Consider the following 22,848-nt stretch of genomic DNA (forward strand, 5'->3'; position numbering starts at 1 on the left):
CTAAATGGCTTGAGCCTTGCGCCAGCCTTCTGCCTTAAGACGCTCCATACGGGCGTTGGCCCAGGAGCGAATTTCGCAAAAATACCGCTGGGGATCAACCTTAAGAAGGGCAACGATGGCGGCCTTCTCCTCCTGAATATCCTCCAGCTCCCCTGGATAAAACTCCTTCCAGGTAGCGTATCCTTGATCAAAGAGAAACTCCGGGGTGACCTCCTCAGGAGGGATACCCAGCTTGGAGACAGCCATAAAACGGGCCAGATCCATATCGTATTCAATGATCCAGCCGTTGTCCCAGAGCATTCGCTGGGAGTCAAATTCCACCTTACTGGAGCAGGTCGGACAATAGACCCTGGTCACGACCTCTTTGGTCATGATGTTGTCTCGCAGGTTAAATGAAGCCTCTCGGTCTCCACAAAAACACCGAAGACTTATTTCCATACACATCCTCAGAGACCTCCTTTTCCAGATAATAGATAATAAAGATTACTTACTCTTAAAATGAATATTTGTAAAGAATTTTTATAAGTTTCTTTTGACCTACGAAATAAATCTATCTAATATCTAGCCAAGGAGGAGGTATGGCGGGGATAAAGCTGGCCACATGGAACGTAAATTCCGTTCGTATGCGCAAAGATCATCTTCTCCGGTGGCTTGAGGTCCAAAGGCCGGAGATAGTCTGTCTTCAGGAGACCAAAGTAGAAGACCAAGACTTTCCCTTTGAGGATTTAAAAAGAGCCGGCTACTTTGCCGCCCATGCCGGCGGTAAAGGAAGAAACGGGGTGGCCATTATCAGCCGCGAAGAGCCCGGTGATGTTGTGGTTGGCTTCCCCCAAACCGAAGATCCAGAGGCCGCCGAAAGAATAATCGCCGCTACTGTCTTGGGGATAAGGGTCATCTCTGTCTATATTCCCAACGGAGGCAAAGTGGGTTCAGATTATTTTCTTTACAAGCTGGAGTTCATCTATCGCCTAAGGGAGTACCTGGAAGAAAAACACAGCCCCCAAGAGCCTCTGGTCTTGGCCGGAGATTTTAACGTCGCCCCGGAGGAAAAGGATGTTTATGATCCAGAGCTCCTGGCGGGTCAGATATGTTTTCACCCCCGAGAGCGTTCGGCCATCGCCACGTTAAAGGATTGGGGGCTCATTGATGCCTTAAGGCTCAAACATCCCGAAGAGGGGATCTTTACCTGGTGGGACTATCAGTTCCAGGCCTTCAAAGCCAACCGGGGGATGCGACTTGATCATATCTGGATCACCTCACCCCTGGCAGAGAGGCTGATCGACTGTTTCGTCGATAAAGAGCCCCGGGCCTGGAAGAGGCCATCAGACCACACTCCCCTGGTGGCCGTTTTCCGTTAAGAACCAGTCAACCTCTCGGCGGCCCTTTCGGCCAGAAAGACCAGGGACTCAAGGTCAAGGTAATCGAGGGCCACCTGATCAAAGAGAATTTTGACCTGAGCAGAGAATCCCTCTTCCTGATCTTCATCCCAGAAGAGAATCACCAGAGGCACCCGGGGAAGGGCCGGAAGGATGGCGGAGATATCAGCTTGCCCCTCAGGCCAGTCTCTAGCCCCCAGGGCCCGAAGGGCCTTTTTAAGAACCCCGGGAGCCCCGGCAAATCTTTGGGCCAGGAGATCTTCGGCATAGCGCTTAAGGGTGGCTACTTTTGCCACCGAGTTGGGGAAGGCCTCAAGGCCCACGAAATGATGCGAGAGGGGCGTTCCCCGGGCAAAACGAAGATAATTGTAGAGAAGGATCTGATCCCGGGGGTCAAGCTCCAGACCGGAGGAAACCCGGACAGCTTCCCTGCCCAGGCAGACCTCTTCTCCCAGATAGGAAAGACAAAGCCAGCCTTCCTTCATCTCCCCTCCAACCAGAGGAGCCACCTGTGAGAGGTCAAGGCGGGCCACTTCAGCCCGGACATGCTCCAGAATGGCCAGGACCTGGTCGTGGGGCTCCCTGGTCGAGGCCAATTCTGGAAACCGGCTCACCTCAAAGAAGGGGCACCTCTCTGGCAAAGTGGCTCCCGAGGCCAGAGCGGTGGCAAAGGCCAAACAGGTAGGGAAACCACACTGGCCGCAATTGGTGCGGGGCAAGGCTTTGAATATCTCTAAGGCCGTAGGCATTTTAAAAATAGACCGTCTTTTCCCAGGGCCTGTCAAGAATCACCATTCAAAAAGCCAGTCCAGGGTAGATAGGATTTTGAGATCGTTCTTCTCTGTCCCCTCAGGAACCCGACTACGATAGAGATCTTCCAGACGCAGGGAGAACTGGAGGTTTTTGAGAAGAGGCAGCCCCAGGCGGACCTTGCCTTCAAACTGATAGTCCTCTGGCTGGCTAAATTTGGGTTGATAGGTGGCCTCAGCCTCAAGGTTTAGCTGGGCCAGTCGTTTAGCCCCCTTGAGCCCTAAAAGGGCTCTGGTGACCAGATAGGCCCCTTTTCGTCGGTAGTCCTCATAGTCAAAGCTGAGTCCAAACAGGAGTTGGAGATGGCTTTCATCAGGACCGTAAAGATAGTAGCTAAGGCCTGTTCCTCCCTGGAGTCTGAGGTCAAGATCGGCCTCCTTGTCCACCTCAAAGAGATCTTTGGTAAAGAAGGAGAGCCGAGGGGCCAAAGAATAATCATAAAAGAAATCTCCCCGGAGCCTATCCTTGTCTGTCGCCCCTTCAGAGAGGGCGTATTCATAGAAAACATCTGTCTCCAGACGCCCCCGGGGCCACTTCTTTTTCGCCGCCACCATGGCCCGATAGCTTTGATAATCTGTGTTCCCTGAATCATGCTCAAGGCCCACAGAAACTCTAATCCTCCAGGGTTCTTTAGGTGAAGCGGCCGGGGGTAAAGACTTGGCCGGCAGGATATCCTCCTTGGGAATCCGGAGAGTTCCGTAGGGGGTGGCCAGGATGACTACCCCCGATTCCTCTTTGAGGATTTCACCCGTCAGGCGATCTCCATTTTTGAGATGAAGCTCAACCCCTGCGGCAGGAGCCACCCCCAAAAACAACAGGCCCACGATAAGAATCAGGATCATCTTTCCTCCGTAATCATTTGGCCACATTTGGCCTTTAGGATTATGCTTTCTAAAGAAGGCTACCAAGTTTTGCCAAGGAGAAAGAGGGAATGAAACTTCCCCGTCAGAAAACCAAGATAGTGGCCACCATAGGCCCGGCTTCAGATTCTGTAAAGACCATCAAGAAGATGATTCGCGAGGGGATGAATATCGCCCGTATCAACCTGGCCCACGGAGATAAAGAAAGTCATCGGAGGACCATCCAAAGGATTCGGGAGGCCGCCCGGGCTGCGGGAGGAGAGGTGACCATTATGGCCGATCTTCCCGGCCCCAAGCTTCGAATCGGACGCCTGGCAAAGGAACCACTTCAACTGGAAAAAGGAGAAGAGGTTATTCTCAGCACCGGCCCGGCAACCGGCTACAGGAAAGTCATTCCGGTAGATTTCGCCGAACTTCCCCGGGTCGTTCGTCCGGGAAAGACCATCTTCTTAAACGACGGCTTTGTCCAGCTGCGGGTGGAAAAAGTCCAAGGGGCGGAAGTCCACTGCCGGGTCGTTGTCGGTGGATCTCTTCGCTCCCACAAGGGAATAAACATTCCCGGAGTGGATCTGGGCATAAGTGCTGTTACCCAACAGGACCTGGAGCTCCTATCTTTTGCCCTAAAAGAAGCCGTTGAGGCCATCAGCGTCTCCTTTGTCGAAAAGCCAGAAGACATCCAACAGGTACGCCAATTTGCCCAAGATCTGGGTTATCAGCCCTTCATCATTGCCAAAATAGAACGGGCCGCGGCGGTAAAAAACATAGCCTCCATCCTCTCAGTGGCTGACGGTATTATGGTGGCCCGGGGTGATCTAGGGGTAGAGATGCCCATTGAGGAGATTGCCGTGGTCCAGAAGAGATTAATCCACCTGGCCAACCAGGCAGCCAAGCCGGTAATCACCGCCACCCAGATGCTGGAGTCCATGACCGAAAACAGTCGCCCCACCAGGGCTGAAGTAACCGACGTAACTAATGCTATCCTGGATGGCACGGACTGCCTGATGTTATCAGAGGAGACGGCTACCGGAAACTACCCGGTGGAAGCAGTAGCCATGATGGCCCGAATCGCCAGGGCCGCCGAGGCGGCTTCAAATAGGCTCCCACTGTGGAGGGAGCACTTTGAGCCTCCTGTGGGCAAAAAGGTTGCCGTGGAGGACATCATTGCCCTGGATATCTACCTTACTGTAAACCGCCTCCCGGCCAGCCTGGTCATCACCCCCACCGAAAGCGGAGCCACCGCCCGGCGGGTGGCCCGGTTCAGGCTTCCAGTCTGGATAGCCGCCTTTACCCCCTCGCTGGCTACCTGCCGTCAACTTCAGTTTAGCTACGGCGTCCTGGCCATTCAGGTAACCTCTCGTCCCCAAAGCTGGCGCCGCCTGGCCCAAAGCTGGGCCCAGAGGGCCGGATTCCGTCGGGGATACGCCGTTATTGTCCAGGGGCCATCACCGGATCACCCTCAGGCCCCCCATCGCCTGGAAATATTAGACTTGACCCACAAGGAGCTTGAAACCCTCTCAGAGAGCTGAAAAGTTCAAGATAAAAAGAGGCCAGGGGAGGGACCAGAATGCCCATATATGAGTTTTGCTGTCTGGAGTGCGGGGAAGTCTTTGAGACCTTGCAGCGCCTAGGGGATTCACCCCCTGTCTGTCCTCTCTGTCAATCAGGGCGGGTAGAAAAACTGATCTCCGCCCCGGGAGCCGTCATTGACCGGGGGGCTTCCGTCAGACAACGAGAAACAAGCATCCTGAGGAGGGCTGGAGAATACCTCCGGGACGGAAAAGTCGCTGAGGCCCGACGTTTTCTCAAGGAGGCCCAGGAACACGTGCGCACCGACTCCATAAAACGTCTTTCGGATCGCCTCCAGCAACAGCCTCGGGGAGGCTACCTGGTCTCAAAACCGGCAGCCGTGATCACCAAGAAGAAGTCTTAACCACCCTTGAGGCCAGAATCTCCCTGGCCTCAAGCCCCAAAATTGCCGAAAGGGCCTCATCTATCCGCACCCCTCCCTGCTCTGGAGTGCGAAGGGTAATGGTGAGGCCCTGGGGAGAGAGAGCTTCAAGGGCAAGGACATAGTCCTTAAGATCAATCGTCTTTTTCTTACCTTTTCGCAGCCGGGAAAAAGGCCAGCTCTCTCGGGCCTTAAAGTTATTGACGATCTCGGAGAGATCCTGAGGGGCCGGAAGCTCCACCACGAAAGTCATCTTTGCCTCATGGGGAGGCTCACGGCCTACCTGCCAGGGCTGGACAGCCAGGAGGCCGATGCCGGCGGGCATGGTAGCCGAAAGGCGCCGCTTTATCTCTTCCTCCGGCAAAGGGCGGACAAGTTCAACAACGAAATGTTCCCTTTCGCTGGCCACTCCTACCGGTAAGGCCCGGGGAAAGGAGACTCTAGGCAGGGGATGGAAGCCCTGACTGAAGGAAAGGGGGAGGCCGGCCCGCCTGAGAGCCCGATGAACGACCCGCATAAGCTCAAGCTGGCTCAAAAAACGGGCTGGACCATCCTTGCTGTAGGCCACCAGATAGGCGAAACGGCCCTCAGGCTGGGAGGGCGGAGGCGGTGGAGGAGGAAGCTTACAGTCCTTCTTAAGGCTCAAGGCCACCTTCTTTCCACAAACTCCGCACTTAAGACAGCGACTGAAGCGGCAGTCCGGACTAAACTGGGCTTCAAGGGCCAGCCGGCGCTCCTGACGCAGAAACTCCTGGCTAACTCCCATATCCAGATGCTCCCAGGCAAGGGGGGCCTCAAGGGACCTGGCGGAAAGATAACCCTCAAGGTTAATTCCCACCCTTTGAGCAGCTTTTTGCCAAAGAGAAAGACGGAAGTGATCACTCCAGCCATCAAGGCGGGCTCCCAAACGCCAGGCCTCTTCAATAAGGGAGGCCAGAGAGCGATCCCCGCGAGAGAAAACCCCTTCAAGGAGGCTCATCTCAGGCTGGTGCCACTTAACCCGAAAACCCCGCCCCCGAAGGGCCTGCTTGAGGATCCCAAGCCTAAAGGTGGCTTCGTCTGGAAGAAGCTGGGCCTCCCACTGAAACGGGGTATGGGGTTTGGGGACAAAAGTGGCCACACTCACCGTGACCTGCCCTCCCCGACCGGAGGGGGCCATCTTCCGAACCTCCCGGGCCAGACGGATTATCTCCTTGACGTCTTCCTCCGTTTCAGAGGGAAGCCCGACCATGAAATAAAGCTTGATGTGCCCCCACCCCAGACGGAAGGCCGCCTCAGCACAGGCCAGAAGATCTTCCTCCCGGATATCCTTATTGATTACCTGACGCAGCCTCTGGCTTCCGGCCTCAGGGGCCAGGGTAAAACCAGTCTTACGGACCCGGCGGATCTCCTCCATGATGGCCAGAGTCAGGGTGCCTACCCGAAGAGAGGGCAAAGAGATAGCCACCCGTCGGGGGCAGTAAACGGCCATGAGGTATTCCACCAGAGGCTCAAGGCAACTGTAGTCTCCGGTGGAGAGAGAAAGGAGAGAGACTTCGTCCCAGCCAGTGGCCTCAAGCCCCTCCTGGATAAGCTCCAGCACCCGTTTGGGAGATCTTTCCCTCACCGGCCGATAGGTAACCCCGGCCTGACAGAAGCGGCAGCCCCGGGTGCACCCCCTGGAGACCTCAATGGCCAGACGATCGTGGGCTGTTTCGGCAAAGGGCACCAGTGGTCGGTAGGGGTAGGGAACGGCATCCAGATCAGCCACAATGCGTCGTCTCACCTTGGCCTTAAGCCGAGACCTCATCCCCCTGAATCTTCCATCTTTATCATAGAGGGGCTGGAAGTGATCCGGCACATAGAGGCCTTCTATATCCGAGAGGGCCCGGAGAAGATCGGCTTTCTCCCCTCCCTCACGCTTCAAGCGGCCACAGACCTCGGCCACCTCCAGGATAGCTTCTTCAGCGTCCCCGATGATGATGGCGTCATAAAAGGGGGCGACCGGCTCTGGATTAACCGCCGCTGATCCTCCGCCAAGGATGAGGGGGAAAGGCTTCGGCCTTTCCTGCGAACGAAAGGGAAGACCAGCCAAAGAAAGAATGGTGAGGATATTGCTGTAGCACAGTTCGTAGGGAAGACTTATACCCAGAACGTCAAAGTCCACCAGGGGGCGACGATGCTCCCAAGAAACCAGAGGACGACCCCGCTCAAGCAAGAGAGCTTCCAGGTCTCTGTCCGGACAATAGGCCCGATCAGCCAGCCAGTCTCGACGGCTGTTGAGAATAAGATAAAGAATTTGGCTTCCTAGATGGGACATCCCCAGTTCATAAAGGTCGGGGAAAACCAGACAAAAACGCACCCTGGCCTCATCCCAGGGTTTATGCCAGGAGTTGACTTCAGTGCCCAGATAGCGGCTGGGCCGACGGATGAGAGGCAAAAGATCGTCCATGGGAAAAACTAAAAAACCGGAAGATAAAAAAGTTTCAAGTGGAGACGGCCTCTGTCCTTTTTGATCTCAAAAAGGCCCGAGAGCAGAGAAAGCCCCCCGCCCTGAGGGCGTTTCTCCAGGCGAAGGAGAAAGGAGAGCTCAGAGAGGCTCCAGCCAGGACCGCTTTCGTAACGAATAATTCCCCAAAGGATCTTGGTCCGGCTGTAGCCCCGAGGATCCTTAATCCACTCAAAGAGCCTGAAAAACGGACCCCAGTTGCGCTCAAACCCTTCGTCATCAAAAGGGAACAGGGCAGGAAAATACAAATACTCCAGACCGCTGGCTTGACGCTCATAGCGGAAGAGAGGCCAGAGCCGATTGCTCGTCCGCACAAAGTGGCCGTAATCATCCCACTGGCGATGGAAGCGGGAGAAGAGCAAAAAGCGCCTGATCTCCTTACCCCCGGTCTCATCCTCTACGAAATAATAGGTGTAAAGGGGCCAGAGAAAGAAATAACTGCTGCTTTCTTCGGTCTCTGTCCGACCAATAAGGGGCCAGAGACGTCGGCTGCTTCTTTCCGGACCCTCAGCATACTGGAAAAAAGGCCAAGGAATATCCCATTGGCGGTAGCCGGTACTTAAGTCCTGATAGCGATTAAAAAAGGGCCACAGGAGAATGGTTGTCCTGGTGTTAGCCGTGCGCTCCCGAATATAAAAGGGGAAAAACATCTGCCGCTCACTGGGAACCTTCTCATAGAGGTCTGTCCTTTCAAAAAAGAAAAAGGGCCAGAGGAAAAAACTCTTTTCGTATTCTCCCTCCCGGGCATAGTAGCCGTAAAGGGGCCAAAGACGACGTCCTTTCTCGGTGGGCCCCTCAGTCTTGCCAAAGAAGGGCCACAGCCAGGTAGTGGTGATGTTTCCCTCATCTACCGAACGGGTATAAAGGGGCCAGAGGATAAAGAGGATTTCATCTTTCCCCGCCCGGGAATACATCCGTCCATAAAAGGGGAAGACCCCCCAGTAGCTACGCCCCTTGGCGTCTTGCCCCCAAAATATGGGAAAATAAGATCGATGCCGGGGTGGGTTCTCCTCACCCTCCAGATCTAGATCCGTAGCAAACAAGGGGATGAGAACGAAACGGTGACGATCGGGGCTTTTCCAGTACCTACCAAGAGGATAAAGGAACTGAAATTCCTTCCTCTGGGGAAGCCTCCAGAAGGAGGCCAGGGGCCTTAAGGCCCACCCCGAGGCTTCCCTGGTGCGAAAGGAATACCAAAAGGGTCCTAAAATCTCCGTCTCCTCGACCCCGGTTTCTGGATTCTTTTGATGGAAATAAAAGGGAGAGAGGTTAATCCTTTCCAGCCCCCCTGCCCAGAGGAAGCGAGGAAACAGGAATAAAAAGGCTAGGAGTCCTAGGAGAACACCTCGCACTACTATCTCACCGCCGTCCCCACCAGGGTACCGAGAATGGTCACGGGAATCTGTTCTTGGAGATTAGCGCTGGCCTTGTTTATATTGCGCATGGTCTTCTTGGCCTCATAGTAGAGGGAATCATCCGTGAGGAGCTTGCCCAAAGTCCCCTGGCCGGCCTTAAGGTTTTTGGCAATCTGGTTGAGGTTTTTAACTAGCTCATTGGCTTCGTTGTAAAGGGAATCATCGCTGACCAGTTTACCCAAGGTCCCCTGGCCGGATTCAATCTTGGCCGCCAGATCCTGAATGGTCTGGGCCGCCTCCTGAAGGCTGGAGAAGGTCTCCTTGGTCTGATTGTAGAGCTCCTCATCTGTTAGAAGCTTGCCCAAGGTCCCCTGGCCAGATTCAATCTTGGCCGCCACGTTGTCCAGCCGGGTCATCAATTTATTGGCCTTCTGGTAGAGCTCGTCGTCCACAATGAGCTTGCCTAAAGTCCCCTCCCCTTGGGTAATCTTTTCTCCCATAAGCTTAAAAGAGGCCGAGGCCTCTTTGAGGTTGAGCACCAGCTCCTTGAGGTTGTTCTTCCCCTCCTCACTACCCAAAAGCTCTCTGAGACCGGCCGTGATAGCCCGGATATCATCTATGGCTGGAGCCACCTGGGTAAGTATCTGATCTAAGTCCTTGGTAGAGGTGGTCTTGGCGATGAGATCACCGGGGGCCAGGACAGGGGCCTCAGAGCTACCAGGCATGATCTGAACATACTTATCCCCCAGGGCCCCCTTAGTCCGGACCATGGCCGTAGCATCCCGATGAATCTTGACGCCAGAGTAGATGTTCATCAGCACCTCGGCCTTAGAGTCCTTGAGACGGATCTCCTTAACCCGGCCGATTTCCACTCCAGCCATCTCCACCCTGGCTCCCTTAACCAAACCAGAGACGTCATCAAAGAGGGCCCGAAGCTCGTAGCCCTTTTTGGGGGAAATAGTCTCCTCGCCCAGTTTAAGGCTCAAATATCCCAGCAGTAAAAGGGCAATGAGAACGAAGATGCCCACTTTTATCTCGGCACCACAGCCCGAACCTCTCATGATATCCCTCCTTCTTCCTCGGCCACCCCCTCAAAGAAGCGTCTGACAAAGGGATGGGAGGAACTCTTGATACTTTCCGGATCCCCTTCTTCGATGATAACCCCCTGGTGAAGCATGGCAATCTTGTCGGCAATGGTAAGGGCGCTGGGGATATCGTGGCTGATAACCACACAGGTGAGCTGATGTCGTTGCTGGCTCTCCTTGATAAGCCGGTTAATGGAGGCCGTCATGATGGGATCAAGCCCGGTAGTGGGTTCATCAAAGAGAATGATTTCCGGATCAAGGGCCAGGGCCCTGGCCAGACCGGCTCGCTTCCTCATTCCGCCAGAGAGCTCTGAAGGAAGCTTATCCGCCGCCTCAAGAAGCCCCACCAGGGCCAGCTTTTCCTCTACTTTTTTCGCGATCTCCGTCTCGGAGAGCCGGGTATGCTCCCTCAGGGGAAAGGCCACGTTCTCAGCCACGGTCATGGAGTCAAAGAGGGCGGCATCCTGGAAAAGCATACCGAAACGCTTCCGCACTCTGTAAAGTTCTTTGAGGGAAAGGCCGGTTATATCTAGGCCGTCTACCAAAATCTGGCCCGAATCCGGCCTTATAAGGCCAATGATATGTTTAAGAAGGACACTTTTCCCCTGCCCGCTCTGCCCCATGATGAAGGTAATCTTCCCCTTGGGGATCTCCAGATTAACCCCCCGTAAAACCTCTTGGGCCCCAAAGGACTTATGGAGATCAATGATCTTAATCATCAGCCTAAAAAAGGAGAGAGGTGAGGATGTAGTCTAAAATAAGGATCCCCACCGAAGAGATAACCACGGCCTCAGTGGTGGCCTTACCCACTCCCTCAGCCCCGCCCCGAGCGTGGTAGCCCTTGTAACAGCCGACCAGGGCCAGAAGCCCTCCGAAGACCACCGCCTTGTAGAGGCCATTTGTAATATCACTAAGCTCCACCAGCTCAACCATCTTATTAATAAAGACCCCGGGGTCAATGTTAAGGAGAACAACGCCGATCAAGTAACCGCCGGCAATTCCCACCACATTGGCCACCACCGTAAGCAGAGGAACCATTAAAAAACCGGCCCACAGCCTCGGAGTAACCAAGTAATGTAGGGGATTCACCGCCATGGATTCTAAGGCATCGATCTGCTCGGTAACCCTCATGGTGCCTATTTCTGCGGCAATGGCCGAACCGGCCCGGGCAGTAACCATAAGACTGGTGAGAACCGGCCCCAGCTCTCGAGTAAGAGAAAGAGCCACCGTGGCCCCGAGGAGGCTTTCGCCTCCAAATTTGCGAAAGCCATAGTAGCCCTGCAGGGCCAGAACCATACCCGAAAAAAGGGCCGTTAAAACCACCACCAGAATGGAGTTAACCCCAATAAACTCCATTTGTTTGAAGAAATTCTTGACCCTAAGCGGGGGAGAAAAGGTCAAAAGAAGGCCCTGGACCAACATCAGGGCCATTCCGCCCAGATGTTCAACCAGCTTGATACAGAAATCTCCCACTCGGGCAACAATGTTCACTGGCATTCCCCTTGCATAATAGGATTCGGGGTATTTTACCTGGCTAAAAATATTAAGATTGGTTACCTATTGCCGCCAGTACAGTCAATGGTAATTTAAACTAGTTAAATAAATCACCAAATCTGCCAGGGCATCTGGCCGTAGCGTTTCGCTTTAAAAGAAGCTTTTTGAAGATTATCGTATTGGTTCTCAGAATCTTGAAAACAATGGGAGATGGAATTCCGGGCCTCCTTCGTTATCAACAATAAACTGGGACTCCATGCTCGACCGGCAGCCAAGCTGGCCAAGCTAGCCTGTGCTTATAAGGCCCAGGTGTTCCTTGTCCGGGCCGGCCAGATGGCCGATGCCAAGAGTGTACTCGATATACTCACTCTGGCCTGCCCTCCGGGAACAAACTTAGAGGTAGTAGCCAAGGGGCCAGATGCCGAAGAGGCCATAGAGGCCATACTTAAACTGGTCAAAGAAAAGTTCGGTGAAGAATAATGAAACAAGAGAGCATCAAACTCAAGGGCATCGGGGCCTCACCGGGGATTGCCATTGGTGAGGTCTTCCTCATTGATCGGGGAAGGATAAAAGTCACCCAGCGCCCACTCCTGCGCCCAGAAGAGATAGAACTCGAAGTGGCCCGACTAAGAGGGGCGGTCTCCCAGGCCTTAAGCGAGCTTAAGGCCATAAAAAATAAGATTCCCGACGAAATTCTGGGGCAGTCTTCCATAATAGATGCCCATCTTCTTATTCTCAATGACCCTCTGCTTATTGAACGGACTATCTCCTTCATCCGACAGGAGAAGGTCAACGCCGAGTGGGCCCTGGTAATGGCCCTGAGGGAAATCGAGCGGGCATTTAGCAACATTGAGGATGAATATCTCCGCAACCGCTTCCAAGATGTCCAGCACGTAGTAGACCGCATCCTCGGTATCTTGACGGGGACCAGACCGGCTGATCCCGCCGCCATACCCAATCAGGCCATTGTGGTCGCCCACGATTTATCTCCGGCGGATACCATCCAGATGAGGCCCAATCGAGTCCTGGCCCTTCTCACCAACATGGGTAGCCGGACATCCCACACGGCCATTGTTGCCAGATCCCTGGGTATACCGGCCGTAGTCGGCCTAGAAAAAATAACTGATCTGGTCTCCAGCGGTAGTTTTGTCATTGTCGATGGTCTCGAAGGGCTGGTGATCATCGAGCCTACCCAAGAAGAGATTGCCCGCTATGAAGGTCTGCGGGATGAGTTTGAACGCTTTCGACTGGAGATTGTCCGGGCGGCCCATCTGCCGGCAGAAACCCTTGATGGACACCAGATCAAGGTCAAAGCCAACATCGAGCTCCTGGAAGAAGTTCCGGTAATTCTGGAGCACGGAGCCGAGGGAGTAGGTCTTTTCCGAACCGAATTTCTCTATCTCAACCGGAGCACCCCGCCTGGGGAGGAAGAGCTCTATCAAGTCTATCGGGAGGTGGTGGAAAGGCTGGCCCCCTTTCCGGTTACCATTCGCACCCTGGACATCGGGGGCGACAAACTGGCCCGAGGGATCCATCATCCTCGAGAGACCAACCCGGCCCTTGGCCTAAGGTCTATAAGACTCTGCCTTAAAGAACCGGAGATTTTCCGTAGCCAGTTGCGAGCCATCCTGCGGGCCAGCCTCTATGGCCGGCTTCGGATTATGTTCCCCATGGTCTCTGGCCTCCAGGAGCTTTTAGAGGCCAAAGCTCTGCTGGCCGAGGTTATTGAGGAACTCCGAAGCGAAGGCATAAATATCCCCTCCATCCCCATAGGGGCGATGATAGAAGTCCCCACAGCCGTGGCCATTGCCGACATCCTGGCCCAGGAAGTGGATTTTTTCAGCATCGGTACCAATGATCTTATTCAGTACAGCCTGGCCATTGACCGGGTCAACGAACATGTCGCTCACTTATATGAACCACTTCATCCGGGAATCCTGAGGATGATTAAACAGGTAACAGAGGTGGGTCATGAGGCCGGTATCGAGGTAGGGATGTGTGGAGAGATGGCCGGTGAGCTGCTCTATGTTCCCTTACTCCTCGGACTTGGCCTTGATGAGCTCTCCATGAACGCTCTTTCTATTCCCCGGGTCAAAAAACTAATCCGTTGCCTTAAGGTTTCTGAATGCCAGGAGCTCGCTAGAGAGATACTAAAGCTGGCCACCCCCGAGGCGATTAAAGAACTGCTCCTTCAGCGTCTCCCCAAGATATTACCGGAGAGTTTTGCCGACCTCCTAGAGAAGGTGGCCGCCTAGAGGCGTCCGGCCTTAATGGTTCGAACACGGGTTTTCATCTTCTCCATAAGCCGACGGATTTCCTCTCTCAAGGCGTCAAGGGTTAAGTTGCGTTTGGCGTAGATCTTATTAAGCTCTTCTAGCCAGAACTCGGTAACCTGGATCTCCCTGGCGGCCAGCTCCTCCTGAACCTTTTTTTTGAGTTGCTCCATGAGCTTTTTATCTGGAACCATGCCTCAAGCCCCCCCCTCACAAAAGGCTGGAATCTATATACACATCCCCTTCTGTCGCCACAAGTGTCCATACTGCGACTTTTATAGTCTGCCCCTAAAGGAGGCCTCTATAAATTTAGACGAATATGTTCAGGCACTCCTTAAGGAATGGGAACTAAGGCGCCCGGAGACCGAGGGGCTACAGTTTCACTCGCTTTATCTGGGCGGAGGGACTCCCAGCCTTCTTTCCCTTCGGCAGATAGCCCTCATCATTGACTCCCTTGGGCCGGCATTGACCCCGAAGGCGGAAATCACCCTGGAGGCCAACCCGGAAACCATTGATGATATCTGGCTTAAGGGAATCCGGTCTTTGGGGGTCAATCGCATCAGTCTGGGCATCCAGAGCCTTTCAGCCCGGGGTCTTGAGATCCTCCGTCGTCACCACGGACGCAGGCAGGCCCTGATGGCCATAGAAGCTGCCCGCCTAGCAGGGTTTACAAATATCTCCGTGGACATAATCTTTGGCTGGCCAGGCCAACGCCCCCAAGACCTGGAGGCCGAACTTCATGAGCTATTAGGGCTCAACCCTGAGCATATTTCTTGTTATGAGCTGACCATCGAAGAAGGAACTTTATTCGCCAGCTGGGTAAAAGAAGGCCGGATTCAGCCCCTGGGGGAGGAGTCGCTGACTTTTTTTCACCTGCTGGTGGAAGAGATCCTAACTTCAGGGGGGTTCAAGCGCTATGAGATATCAAACTATGCCCTAAAAGGGCGAGAGTGTCGACACAACCTCATCTATTGGGAAAACCGCCCTTATCTTGGGCTTGGAGCTTGGGCGGTCTCCTACCTTAAAGGAACAAGAAGCCAGAACCCCAAGCTCCCCCTTTACCTCCATTATCTGGCCTCTGGGCATTCTCCACCGAGGATAGAAGAGCGTCTCGACCTCGAGGCCACTTTTCGGGAGACTACAGTCCTGGGGTTAAGGTTGATTAAGGGAATATCCATTTCGGAACTTAAAGGCCGTTTTGGGATAGATCCGATCCACTATTATAAAACGGAGCTGGAACATCTAATGGCCGCAGGGCTCATTGAGATCAAAAGGGGCCGGTTGCGGCTCACCAAACAAGGTAGATTGTTGGCTGATGAGGTCGGGGCCTATCTGGTCTAGCCCTTGTCCTCTAGAAGATAAGGGGCTACATTTAGGGTATGTCCAAGGTCGTCTCTATCACGGATAAAGAAAGGGCGCGTCGAGGCCGTGTGCGCCGCCTGGAGCAGATCAAGGAAGAGTTGCTCCGCTTCCACGGGATAGATCTCGATAAACTCCTTTCTGAAGAACCAGCTCAGAGCCTCACCGTTGAGCAATTTGAGGATCTCACCGAACGCATCCTGATGACCATCGATGAATTCTGTGAAGAATTCCCTCAGGCCACCGTCCATGATGTTCTCTACACCCTGGAAAATGTAAAAGAGATCATCCGAGACAATTCCGTAGAGTTTGACTCCGAGTAACGCGGTTATTTGCCAAGGTAGCGGGCGATTCCCTCCCGGAAATCCACCCTAGGAAGGTCAAAGGTCTGATAGAAAACCTCCGTATTCTGGCAGACATTCTCCTCAAGGAGCATGGTTATCTGATCCGTTGTCAGGGGGAAAAAGGCAAAGCCTCCCAGAAGGGAGGCCGCAAGGCGCATCAGGGATACAGGTAAATGGATGAGGACCACTCGCCGAGAAAGGGCTTGGGCCACAGCCCTGACGATTTCGTTGTAGGTAAGAGGGCTTGGGCCACAGACTTCAAAGGTTTTACCTATTGTCTCGGGCAGATTAAGGGCCTTAACAAAGGCCTGGGCCACCACCTCCACGGCTACCGGCTGAAGTCGATAGTTCCCATCGCCAATAACCGGCAAAAAGGGACTTTTGCGGATCAGATCAGCCAAAAGATTGACAAAAGAATCTTCTGGCCCGAAGATTACCGAGGGGCGAAAAATGGTCCAGTCAAGCCCGGAGTCTCTTACTATCTCTTCCGCAGCCCATTTACTTTGATGATAGGCCGAAGTGGCTCCAGGCCTTGTCCCCAGGGAGGCCATGTGAAGATACCTCTGAATACCGGCTTCCTTGGCAGCAGCTACAATATTTCTGGTAGCCTGAGGGTGCAGTCTTTCAAAGGTGATCCCTTTTCGGGGAAATTCCCGGATGATACCCACCAGATGAATCACGGCTTGGCACCCGGCCATCTTAAGGGCCAAAACGGACGAATCCTCCAGAACGTCTCCAGAGACGATCTCCACCCCTGGAGGCACTTTAGCCTCTGAACCAGCTCGGACTAGAGCCACCGCTTGATGTCCAGAGCTTTTTAGGATTCTAAGAAGGGTCCGGCCGACAAATCCTGTACCCCCGGTCACGAAGACTTTCACAGAATTCCTCCTGCTTTTAGCTCTGCCAGCACCCGGGCCAAAAGCTCATCTGGTGATTGGCTAGCCGCTAAGTGAACAATATAGTCACCTTTTATTCGAGAAAAGATTCTTTCCACCTGATGGAGAAAGCCCTGATCTTTTTCAAAGCTCTCCAGGCGTTGCCGGTGCCTTATTCTTAAGGGAACCTTTTCTAAAGGCAGGTGAAGGACAAAGACCAAATCCGGACAGGGGGCGATGGCCTGGTTGATGAGGGTCAGGTCTTCAAGGCTGAATCCCTGGGCCCCCTGATAGGCCAAGGTAGAAAAGTAGTAACGGTCGGTAATAACTATCTTTCCGGCCCAAAGGGCCGGCAGGATGGTCTCTTTCACATGTTCTTGGCGATCTTTGAGGAAAAGAAAAAGCAGCTCCTCCGCCGAAGCCCTGCCCTCGCCCAGGAGTTGTCTAAGCTTCTGACCATATATTCCGGTGGTAGGCTCTTGAGTGAGAACAACATCCTTCCCTCTGGCGATCAGATGTTCCGCCAGGGCCCGGGCCAAAGTAGTTTTACCAGAACCATCTATTCCCTCCAGGGCCACCAGGACTCCTGGCCGCTCAAACTCGGCCACCAGCCTTTGGGGAAGCCCATCTCGAGTGAACTCATCTACCAGCAGGTAAAGGCTCTGCGGAAGTTGACGCCAGGCCTTAAGAAGGGAGAGCCTGCCCTGCCCCAAAGTGGCAAGCAAGGGGCGGTTAGAGGCCAAAATAGCCTCTACCGCCCCGATGAACTCCCGACTTTTAAGCTCCATCTTCCCTAGTTCATCAATTACCAAAAGGGCTTTGACTGGAGCTTGTCTTAAAAGGGGAGCGACTACCTCGTTGAGGGCAGAGATATCGACTCCATAGGGGCCAACCTTGGGCCCCGGAGCCCCCCGGCGGGCCAAAGGAACTCGCTGCCCCTCCGTGGTGACAACATCAAATCCTAACCGTCTCCCCGACTCACAGACCTCTTCGGTATAAAACCCCCAGAGTCTGCCCGGATAAAGGTGCAGGAAGGATTTTATAACCGTGGTCTTTCCAGAACGGGGGCGTCCCAACAGAAAGACTCGACGGAGGCCATGGCGGGGCAGTCTCAACGTCTCCTCCGCCGCCGGTGTTTCTTTCCCGCGGGCCTTTGCCTCAAAAGCACATAGGTGGCCCCAGGACCACCGTCATAAGGAGGAGCACTAGCAAAGGCCACGACATAACGACGCCAGAAACTTCGGCTGAGCCACCTTTGAACCAGACCCTTCAGAACAGGTCCTCGAGGAGAAGAGAGGCCACGGCCGTGGATAATGAGGATACAATGGCATCCGGCCGCCACGGACTCCCGAAGGAATGTCTCCAGAGCCGCCTGGGCTTGATCTACCGAGAGGCCATGGAGATCAAGATGCCGCTGAGGAGAAACCAAACCCTCCCGAAGATAAGTAAGAATAAGGGGGTTGGTGCCACAAACCAGCTCCTCCATATATTCTGGAAGATCCTCCACCCTGAGGGAAACATCTGAAAGGTTAAGCTCTTTGCAAGAATCATCCTTTCTTTTCAGAGCCAGAGAGCTGCCAAAGGGCCAGCCCACAATCCGCCGGTGCCCCGAAAGCGGCTTTACCCCGGCCATGGCGGCCTTAAAGCAGGCCTCATCTTCAGCCTCATCTCGAGCCGGTTCTGGAAGAAGGCGGTCCAAAGAGGGCAGAGAATCTTTATCCACCAAATCCTTCAAGGCCGAGAAAGGAGAAAAAAGAGGCTTTTTTTCTGACATAATCTCACCCGGGGGCCTTTGTCAGGATTTAAGGTAAAAAAGTCGATTTAGTCAACTAGCCACCAGGCTAGATACCCCCCAGAAATCTTCTGCAAAGCCCTAAAAGCTCTCTCCAGATTTTACACCTCTTCACGGCACCCAGCACAATAGTGAAGTGCCCCCGTTTTTGTACTTTTTAGTACTTCTACTTCTTTACTTTTTGCTTCGCGTGCGCGTGAGCGCGGTACGGCATAGAATAGTAAGGCTCTTTTAGCTCAAAAGCACTTCTTTGGATCTCTTCCCTGGTGAGGACTACCGGAAGCCTCCGTCTCTCCCTGGCCTTGACGGCCTCAATGTAGGGACCTACTTCCCGCTCAAGCCCTTTTAAGAAGAAAACCAGGGCGTTTAGGGCCTGATTCTGTGTGGAGGGCGCCACGTGTCTTTCCACGGCAAGATGGGTGAGAAAGTCCTGAAAGTCTTCTCCGGTAAGGGCTTCCGGGGGCTTAAATTCGGTGAACTCCCCAAAACGGCGCACCCAGCCTAGATAAGTCTTTTCCGTTCGGTAAGAATAGTGTGCCTCCGCCGGAAGACTTTTTGGGGCTTTTCGAGCAATTCTTGCCAAGAAGCCTCCGCCTCATTTAAACCCTTCCCGCCTTTCGACCGATTTAGAAAATAATTCTAGGTCCTTATGGCTCGGTCGGCCCATTTCACTTGCCATGACTAAAATTTTTGCGCTAATTTTGCGAGAAGGTCCTTTTTCGCTGGTAAAAGACAGTCTCTCCGGGGGATAGATTGTTTTCCTGTAACAGCTATGTAACCCACCGCATCATGAAGGGGATGGTCTTTTCCCGCTCCCCTATTTTCTTCAAGAACCGCGCGGACTTTTTCATATTCTGTTTTGGTTCTTTCATGATTTCTCAACCAACAGGACTTCTTGGGCTTATATTAGACATCAGCGTTTTGCCAAACAAAAGACAAATAACTTATGAAAGACTTTCTCGAAAAACAAAAATTAAAAGGAGCTTTTAAAGTGTATTTGAGATTTATACTAATTTATAGTAGCAAAATATCGGGTAACCTAAGAATTTTGCTTACGAGCTAATAATGAATGTGTTAAAAAAATTTAATATTGTTCCTTTTGTAAGGAAAGTCATCTAATTAAAAGAGATGTTAGACGGAGAAAAATACACATGCGATTTTCACGACGAACACTTGCTGAACTTTCTCGTTCATTGGCAAATGTTCAGGCAAAAGAGGACATTAGGACTCTAGCATACGAAATCAATATTGAAAATGAAATTAGTGGTACCACACTTAAGGAATTAGCCGGTAGTCTTATACGTTTAGCGGAACAATTGAGGCCTGAAGAAGAAGCTGAAGAAGCAATCTTACGGATCATTGAATATGTGTTTAGACATACATTTATTGACTCGGAATCTCCTTTAGCATTTTCACTAAAAATAGATGGTTTCGAATGGGATGGTTCAAAATTGATACCCACTACACCATCCCCCGCTACTCTTGGCCGAGAAATTACAACATTGGAGGCAAGAATAGATGAGTTTGGGTTTGATGTAGCAAGGCGACATTATGATCAATGCTATGAATCATTTGTAGCTGGACGGTGGGAGGCCTGTAATGGACAACTAAGATCATTCATGGAGGACTTTTTAATTCAACTCGGGAAATCCCAGAGTGGACAGCTTCGGTCTGATCCAAACGCTGCATTAACTGATTTGCGGGGTAACTTACTAGATGACAAAGAATGGAATTTAGGACGTTCGATATGGGCGATACTTCATGAAAGTGGCGCACATGCAGGAATTAGTGACTACGATGAATCTCTATTTCGGCTTCATATAGTAACATCGTATGCACAGTATTTGCTCAACAAGGTTAAGAAAAAGAAATCTTAAGTTGTCGTCTAACAAGGCGCTGCACCGGACGGCAATTCCGCTGCGCTCCATTGCCGCCGGTGAGCTTGGACGTTAGAATAATGAACAAGGCTATTAGTGGACTTTTATTGATAGTCCTTTTTGTAATACCAGGCTATTTTGCTTTTATTCGCAAAAGAATTATAGATGAAGTATCGAAAAAAATACTTATATATTTAGCATCTGAATGTGCTTTTGCTCCGAAAAAGTGGAATTCTGTTTTATATCAACTTAAAAACAGAGGAAGAATAAAAATTCCTTTAAGTGTTACATTAAACGGAATGTTAAAACCAATTTTAGACGATTTTAGTTCTATTGTAACAATATGGTTTGCTTTGTTAATTCTAATTGCAATTATAGGAGCTTATCTAGAAATATCGTTGACAAATACATTATTATTTTTTAATATGTTAGTAATAATAGCAAGTTTATTTTTATTTTATTGTCGTTCTGTAACTTATGATCTTAAAGAAATAGAAGAGAAGGTAAATATTGCTTCAACATTACTTTTTACTTTTGAATGGTGGAAAGATATTAATCTTGAAATGATTGATATTTTGTACAACGAAATAAAATTGGACTTTGATTTATATAAAAAAGAAACAGAAATTGGCAGTTTATTTCTTTTGATTGGTTCTTCTGTAACCATTTATCTAGGCAAACAAGCTTCATTGTTTTCAGGCTCCATATCTATTCTTTTATTTTTGGCAGTATTAACAATTACAATAACAAAATGGTTATATGAAGCGTATCGTACAAAAATTATTCGGATAAGTTTAGGTGCTCTTCTAGAAATAAAAAAGATACTTCTAACAAACCGCTTCAGCGGACACGCTATACAGCGGGCCGCTGAGTTTGAGCGTTAGGAGGAAAATTGTGGGACAAATAGGATCTATTGCACATCATTTTCACCAGGGAGCAAGGTCAGAATATTTAGCTCAGTATGTGTTATCTGCTTTTGGAATCGCAATTCCAGTACCAAGACCAGAAGATGCCGGAATTGACTTATATTGTGCTATTGGAGAAGAAGTTGGGAAACGATTATTGATAGAAAATTATTTTGTCGTACAAGTTAAAAGCAACAAAAATGATATAATACATGAACCAGAAGAAAGCGTAAAGTGGATTTTGTCTCAAAAATATCCCTTTATCATTTGTGTAGTAAATAAATATGAAGGAATAATAGAACTTTACCAAACATTACAATTAGCAAAATTCTTTCCCGAAGAAGATATTAAAAGACTAATTTTTAGTTTTTCTCCTTCAAAAGAAGGAAATTTTGTTGAACAGGAAGAAGATAAAAAGGAAGTTAAAATATTATTAGATCGCCCTATTTTGAAGATAAAGATACCAGATATTGATAAAAAGGAAATATTGTCTCAATATAAAAGAATTCTCAAATCTTGGATTGAATTGGACCAGGAAAATATTGATAGAAAAAATGCCGGAATAAATGTTGTGATTTTTCCACCTAAAATTATTACAAATTCTGAGATTGTTCAAGAAAGAAAGTTGGAAGGTAACTTTTTTAAACATAAGCTTAATCAAATAATTGCAAATAAATATTATGAAAACCTGTTTTTCTTTTTAGCTCATGAAATTCATAATGCAGTTGCACAAGAAGATCAGGATCGATTTGTAGCTATTTCTGATCTTTGTTGGGAACTTATTAAAGTTTTATCTTTGAAAGATAATTATGGAATTCGGATGTTGCAAGTTGCTATTAATAAAGGTTCTGAAAAATTATGCTGTGATAGACATTTAAATTTATATATAAATGGTAAATTAATCCGAACTAATGGTGTCAAAATAGTCAAATAAAAAGGGAGCTTGTTTGCAGAATTTAGATTTTTAGGGCCAGAAAAAGTTAAAAATCCTAACAATTCATTTCAACGGACGGGCTATATAGCCCGCCGCTGAGTTTAAGCGTTAGGATGAGATTTAATTTAAGAATAACGAATAAAAACGATAGTCTCATTGATATTATCCATAAGATCTGTACTGTAATTGGTGTGCTATTTGGTATTTGGTATTTGGGCATATTTTCACACCATTCATCCTGTATTTGAGAAGGAACTAGAACTTCAAAAGTTGCGAGGCGAAAAAGAAAAATTAATTAAGTCAATAAAAGAAGTTACATATAGTTTAAATAAAGTCAAAAAGGAAAAAATATATTAGCGAAAAATATGCAGCAACTTCGGTTTGAAAAACAGCAGATCATTAATCAAATTTCCACATTGAAGGCCGATTTAGATGCAAAAGAGAATGAATTAGGGAAATTAAATAGACAATTACAATTTGCATCTAAGGCTGCTATTTTGAATAGACTTTACTATTTTTCTGATAAACTTATAAATGCATATTTATTACACATTACTACACATAAATCAGAAGAATTTGATGTAATTGAAGTTGCTAAGAAGATTCTTCATACTCATAAAAAGGACTCTGAAAATATTTATGAAAAACAAGCGTATGTTTTTTATTCTTATGTAAATAAACACGAAGATGAAAAATTCTTTGGAGATAAAATTATCGAGTTTGCTATAATGTTGCCTTTTGAGTATAAATTTCAAAAAATCAAAACTTATAAAAAAAACAACAAATATTAAATAGGTAATTATCATGTAGATGATCTTATAGCTAGGCCTTTTGACATTAGCACTAGGGGGGCAAAAATGGTAAAATTCTGGAACTACTTGGGAATTAAAGAGTTTTTTTTGAGACATATTGTAAGTTAATACAAACTGCTAAGTCAAACGACATTATAAACTATGGAGATATTGCAAGAATTATAAATCTACGAACATCGAGTAGCCATATGGCTAGAGAAGTTGGTGAAATGTTGGGAACAATTTCTTCAATTGAGTACAGATTTAACAGACCAATGCTAA

The 22,848-nt window shown here is 50.0% G+C and carries 24 protein-coding genes; 11 read left to right on the top strand and 13 right to left on the bottom strand.

Annotated features, from left to right (window positions below):
- A complete protein-coding gene (locus tag G4V39_RS03770; RefSeq protein ID WP_166031665.1) occupies positions 1 to 444 on the bottom strand; it encodes a hypothetical protein in 444 nt (147 codons plus the stop codon).
- A gap of 134 nt (positions 445 to 578) precedes the next feature.
- Between G4V39_RS03770 and xth the strand changes: the two genes are divergently transcribed.
- Positions 579 to 1,358 (top strand): exodeoxyribonuclease III, encoded by a 780-nt coding sequence (xth, locus tag G4V39_RS03775; RefSeq protein ID WP_210412172.1) that lies wholly within the window; start codon positions 579 to 581, stop codon positions 1,356 to 1,358.
- On the opposite strand, the gene G4V39_RS03780 is transcribed toward xth, so the two are convergent.
- Both G4V39_RS03780 and G4V39_RS03785 read right to left on the bottom strand, forming a co-directional pair.
- Positions 1,355 to 2,125, bottom strand: coding sequence for a DUF3786 domain-containing protein (locus tag G4V39_RS03780; RefSeq protein ID WP_166031666.1), 771 nt, complete (start codon positions 2,123 to 2,125; stop codon positions 1,355 to 1,357). The genes xth and G4V39_RS03780 overlap by 4 nt on opposite strands.
- 39 nt (positions 2,126 to 2,164) lie before the next feature.
- A complete protein-coding gene (locus tag G4V39_RS03785) occupies positions 2,165 to 3,028 on the bottom strand; it encodes a DUF481 domain-containing protein (protein WP_166031667.1) in 864 nt (287 codons plus the stop codon).
- Between the two features lie 89 nt (positions 3,029 to 3,117).
- On the opposite strand from G4V39_RS03785, the gene pyk reads away from it, so the two are divergent.
- Together pyk and G4V39_RS03795 are read left to right on the top strand one after the other, a co-directional pair.
- The gene (gene pyk / locus G4V39_RS03790) at positions 3,118 to 4,572 is read left to right on the top strand and encodes a pyruvate kinase (RefSeq protein WP_166031668.1); all 1,455 of its coding nucleotides are present in this window, start codon (positions 3,118 to 3,120) and stop codon (positions 4,570 to 4,572) included.
- 38 nt (positions 4,573 to 4,610) lie between these two features.
- Entirely contained in the window at positions 4,611 to 4,976 is a 366-nt protein-coding gene (locus tag G4V39_RS03795; protein ID WP_166031669.1) for an FmdB family zinc ribbon protein, read from the top strand.
- On the opposite strand, the gene G4V39_RS03800 is transcribed toward G4V39_RS03795, so the two are convergent.
- The 5 genes from G4V39_RS03800 to G4V39_RS03820 are packed head-to-tail and all read right to left on the bottom strand — an operon-like array spanning position 4,957 to position 11,419.
- Positions 4,957 to 7,425, bottom strand: coding sequence for a TIGR03960 family B12-binding radical SAM protein (locus tag G4V39_RS03800; RefSeq protein WP_166031670.1), 2,469 nt, complete (start codon positions 7,423 to 7,425; stop codon positions 4,957 to 4,959). The two genes, G4V39_RS03795 and G4V39_RS03800, sit on opposite strands and share 20 nt — an antisense overlap.
- 8 nt (positions 7,426 to 7,433) lie before the next feature.
- Entirely contained in the window at positions 7,434 to 8,834 is a 1,401-nt protein-coding gene (locus tag G4V39_RS03805; RefSeq protein WP_166031671.1) for a hypothetical protein, read from the bottom strand.
- Between the two features lie 2 nt (positions 8,835 to 8,836).
- Positions 8,837 to 9,898: an MlaD family protein gene (locus tag G4V39_RS03810; protein WP_166031672.1), complete on the bottom strand. Its 1,062-nt coding sequence runs from the start codon at positions 9,896 to 9,898 to the stop codon at positions 8,837 to 8,839.
- Entirely contained in the window at positions 9,895 to 10,641 is a 747-nt protein-coding gene (locus G4V39_RS03815; RefSeq protein ID WP_166031673.1) for an ABC transporter ATP-binding protein, read from the bottom strand. Before G4V39_RS03815 ends, G4V39_RS03810 begins: the two co-directional genes overlap by 4 nt.
- A 4-nt stretch (positions 10,642 to 10,645) precedes the next feature.
- Positions 10,646 to 11,419 (bottom strand): MlaE family ABC transporter permease, encoded by a 774-nt coding sequence (locus G4V39_RS03820; RefSeq protein ID WP_166031674.1) that lies wholly within the window; start codon positions 11,417 to 11,419, stop codon positions 10,646 to 10,648.
- Between the two features lie 207 nt (positions 11,420 to 11,626).
- Between G4V39_RS03820 and G4V39_RS03825 the strand changes: the two genes are divergently transcribed.
- Complete coding sequence (locus tag G4V39_RS03825; RefSeq protein WP_166031675.1) at positions 11,627 to 11,896, top strand: HPr family phosphocarrier protein; 270 nt, start codon at positions 11,627 to 11,629, stop codon at positions 11,894 to 11,896.
- Entirely contained in the window at positions 11,896 to 13,671 is a 1,776-nt protein-coding gene (gene ptsP / locus G4V39_RS03830; protein ID WP_166031676.1) for a phosphoenolpyruvate--protein phosphotransferase, read from the top strand. The genes G4V39_RS03825 and ptsP overlap by 1 nt, the downstream gene beginning before the upstream one ends.
- Here ptsP and G4V39_RS03835 read toward each other — a convergent pair.
- Positions 13,668 to 13,883: a SlyX family protein gene (locus G4V39_RS03835; protein WP_166031677.1), complete on the bottom strand. Its 216-nt coding sequence runs from the start codon at positions 13,881 to 13,883 to the stop codon at positions 13,668 to 13,670. The two genes, ptsP and G4V39_RS03835, sit on opposite strands and share 4 nt — an antisense overlap.
- On the opposite strand from G4V39_RS03835, the gene hemW reads away from it, so the two are divergent.
- Together hemW and G4V39_RS03845 are read left to right on the top strand one after the other, a co-directional pair.
- The gene (gene hemW / locus G4V39_RS03840; protein ID WP_210412173.1) at positions 13,882 to 15,030 is read left to right on the top strand and encodes a radical SAM family heme chaperone HemW; all 1,149 of its coding nucleotides are present in this window, start codon (positions 13,882 to 13,884) and stop codon (positions 15,028 to 15,030) included. The two genes, G4V39_RS03835 and hemW, sit on opposite strands and share 2 nt — an antisense overlap.
- Before the next feature lie 38 nt (positions 15,031 to 15,068).
- Positions 15,069 to 15,371 (top strand): hypothetical protein, encoded by a 303-nt coding sequence (locus tag G4V39_RS03845; RefSeq protein WP_166031679.1) that lies wholly within the window; start codon positions 15,069 to 15,071, stop codon positions 15,369 to 15,371.
- A gap of 5 nt (positions 15,372 to 15,376) precedes the next feature.
- Here the strand turns inward: G4V39_RS03845 and G4V39_RS03850 are convergent, their stop codons facing one another.
- From G4V39_RS03850 to G4V39_RS03865, 4 genes are all read right to left on the bottom strand, one after another.
- Positions 15,377 to 16,270 carry a complex I NDUFA9 subunit family protein gene (locus G4V39_RS03850; RefSeq protein WP_166031680.1) on the bottom strand — a complete coding sequence of 298 codons (894 nt, stop codon included), beginning with the start codon at positions 16,268 to 16,270 and terminating at the stop codon, positions 15,377 to 15,379.
- Complete coding sequence (gene tmk, locus G4V39_RS03855; RefSeq protein ID WP_166031681.1) at positions 16,267 to 17,382, bottom strand: dTMP kinase; 1,116 nt, start codon at positions 17,380 to 17,382, stop codon at positions 16,267 to 16,269. Before tmk ends, G4V39_RS03850 begins: the two co-directional genes overlap by 4 nt.
- Positions 17,379 to 18,002, bottom strand: a complete 624-nt coding sequence (locus tag G4V39_RS03860; RefSeq protein ID WP_166031682.1) for a Smr/MutS family protein — start codon at positions 18,000 to 18,002, stop codon at positions 17,379 to 17,381. Before G4V39_RS03860 ends, tmk begins: the two co-directional genes overlap by 4 nt.
- 223 nt (positions 18,003 to 18,225) lie before the next feature.
- Positions 18,226 to 18,642 carry a site-specific integrase gene (locus G4V39_RS03865; RefSeq protein ID WP_166031683.1) on the bottom strand — a complete coding sequence of 139 codons (417 nt, stop codon included), beginning with the start codon at positions 18,640 to 18,642 and terminating at the stop codon, positions 18,226 to 18,228.
- Positions 18,643 to 19,210: 568 nt separating this feature from the next.
- On the opposite strand from G4V39_RS03865, the gene G4V39_RS03870 reads away from it, so the two are divergent.
- From G4V39_RS03870 to G4V39_RS03885, 4 genes are all read left to right on the top strand, one after another.
- The gene (locus G4V39_RS03870) at positions 19,211 to 19,936 is read left to right on the top strand and encodes a hypothetical protein (protein ID WP_166031684.1); all 726 of its coding nucleotides are present in this window, start codon (positions 19,211 to 19,213) and stop codon (positions 19,934 to 19,936) included.
- Positions 19,937 to 20,016: 80 nt separating this feature from the next.
- Positions 20,017 to 20,820, top strand: coding sequence for a hypothetical protein (locus G4V39_RS03875; protein ID WP_166031685.1), 804 nt, complete (start codon positions 20,017 to 20,019; stop codon positions 20,818 to 20,820).
- A gap of 10 nt (positions 20,821 to 20,830) precedes the next feature.
- Positions 20,831 to 21,775, top strand: a complete 945-nt coding sequence (locus G4V39_RS03880) for a hypothetical protein (protein ID WP_166031686.1) — start codon at positions 20,831 to 20,833, stop codon at positions 21,773 to 21,775.
- A gap of 365 nt (positions 21,776 to 22,140) precedes the next feature.
- Positions 22,141 to 22,566, top strand: coding sequence for a hypothetical protein (locus G4V39_RS03885; RefSeq protein WP_166031687.1), 426 nt, complete (start codon positions 22,141 to 22,143; stop codon positions 22,564 to 22,566).
- Positions 22,567 to 22,848: the final 282 nt, after the last annotated feature.

The sequence above is a fragment of the Thermosulfuriphilus ammonigenes genome, from assembly GCF_011207455.1.
Classification (GTDB): Bacteria; Desulfobacterota; Thermodesulfobacteria; order Thermodesulfobacteriales; family ST65; genus Thermosulfuriphilus; species Thermosulfuriphilus ammonigenes.

What these genes read in the sequence shown, in the direction of transcription:
- G4V39_RS03770 (WP_166031665.1), bottom strand. Translation starts at nt 444, where the DNA reads ATGTGTATGGAAATAAGTCTTCGGTGTTTTTGTGGAGACCGAGAGGCT.
- xth (WP_210412172.1), top strand. Translation starts at nt 579, where the DNA reads ATGGCGGGGATAAAGCTGGCCACATGGAACGTAAATTCCGTTCGTATG.
- G4V39_RS03780 (WP_166031666.1), bottom strand. Translation starts at nt 2,125, where the DNA reads ATGCCTACGGCCTTAGAGATATTCAAAGCCTTGCCCCGCACCAATTGC.
- G4V39_RS03785 (WP_166031667.1), bottom strand. Translation starts at nt 3,028, where the DNA reads ATGATCCTGATTCTTATCGTGGGCCTGTTGTTTTTGGGGGTGGCTCCT.
- pyk (WP_166031668.1), top strand. Translation starts at nt 3,118, where the DNA reads ATGAAACTTCCCCGTCAGAAAACCAAGATAGTGGCCACCATAGGCCCG.
- G4V39_RS03795 (WP_166031669.1), top strand. Translation starts at nt 4,611, where the DNA reads ATGCCCATATATGAGTTTTGCTGTCTGGAGTGCGGGGAAGTCTTTGAG.
- G4V39_RS03800 (WP_166031670.1), bottom strand. Translation starts at nt 7,425, where the DNA reads ATGGACGATCTTTTGCCTCTCATCCGTCGGCCCAGCCGCTATCTGGGC.
- G4V39_RS03810 (WP_166031672.1), bottom strand. Translation starts at nt 9,898, where the DNA reads ATGAGAGGTTCGGGCTGTGGTGCCGAGATAAAAGTGGGCATCTTCGTT.
- G4V39_RS03815 (WP_166031673.1), bottom strand. Translation starts at nt 10,641, where the DNA reads ATGATTAAGATCATTGATCTCCATAAGTCCTTTGGGGCCCAAGAGGTT.
- G4V39_RS03820 (WP_166031674.1), bottom strand. Translation starts at nt 11,419, where the DNA reads ATGCCAGTGAACATTGTTGCCCGAGTGGGAGATTTCTGTATCAAGCTG.
- G4V39_RS03825 (WP_166031675.1), top strand. Translation starts at nt 11,627, where the DNA reads ATGGAATTCCGGGCCTCCTTCGTTATCAACAATAAACTGGGACTCCAT.
- ptsP (WP_166031676.1), top strand. Translation starts at nt 11,896, where the DNA reads ATGAAACAAGAGAGCATCAAACTCAAGGGCATCGGGGCCTCACCGGGG.
- hemW (WP_210412173.1), top strand. Translation starts at nt 13,882, where the DNA reads ATGCCTCAAGCCCCCCCCTCACAAAAGGCTGGAATCTATATACACATC.
- G4V39_RS03835 (WP_166031677.1), bottom strand. Translation starts at nt 13,883, where the DNA reads ATGGTTCCAGATAAAAAGCTCATGGAGCAACTCAAAAAAAAGGTTCAG.
- G4V39_RS03845 (WP_166031679.1), top strand. Translation starts at nt 15,069, where the DNA reads ATGTCCAAGGTCGTCTCTATCACGGATAAAGAAAGGGCGCGTCGAGGC.
- G4V39_RS03870 (WP_166031684.1), top strand. Translation starts at nt 19,211, where the DNA reads ATGCGATTTTCACGACGAACACTTGCTGAACTTTCTCGTTCATTGGCA.
- G4V39_RS03875 (WP_166031685.1), top strand. Translation starts at nt 20,017, where the DNA reads ATGAACAAGGCTATTAGTGGACTTTTATTGATAGTCCTTTTTGTAATA.
- G4V39_RS03885 (WP_166031687.1), top strand. Translation starts at nt 22,141, where the DNA reads ATGCAGCAACTTCGGTTTGAAAAACAGCAGATCATTAATCAAATTTCC.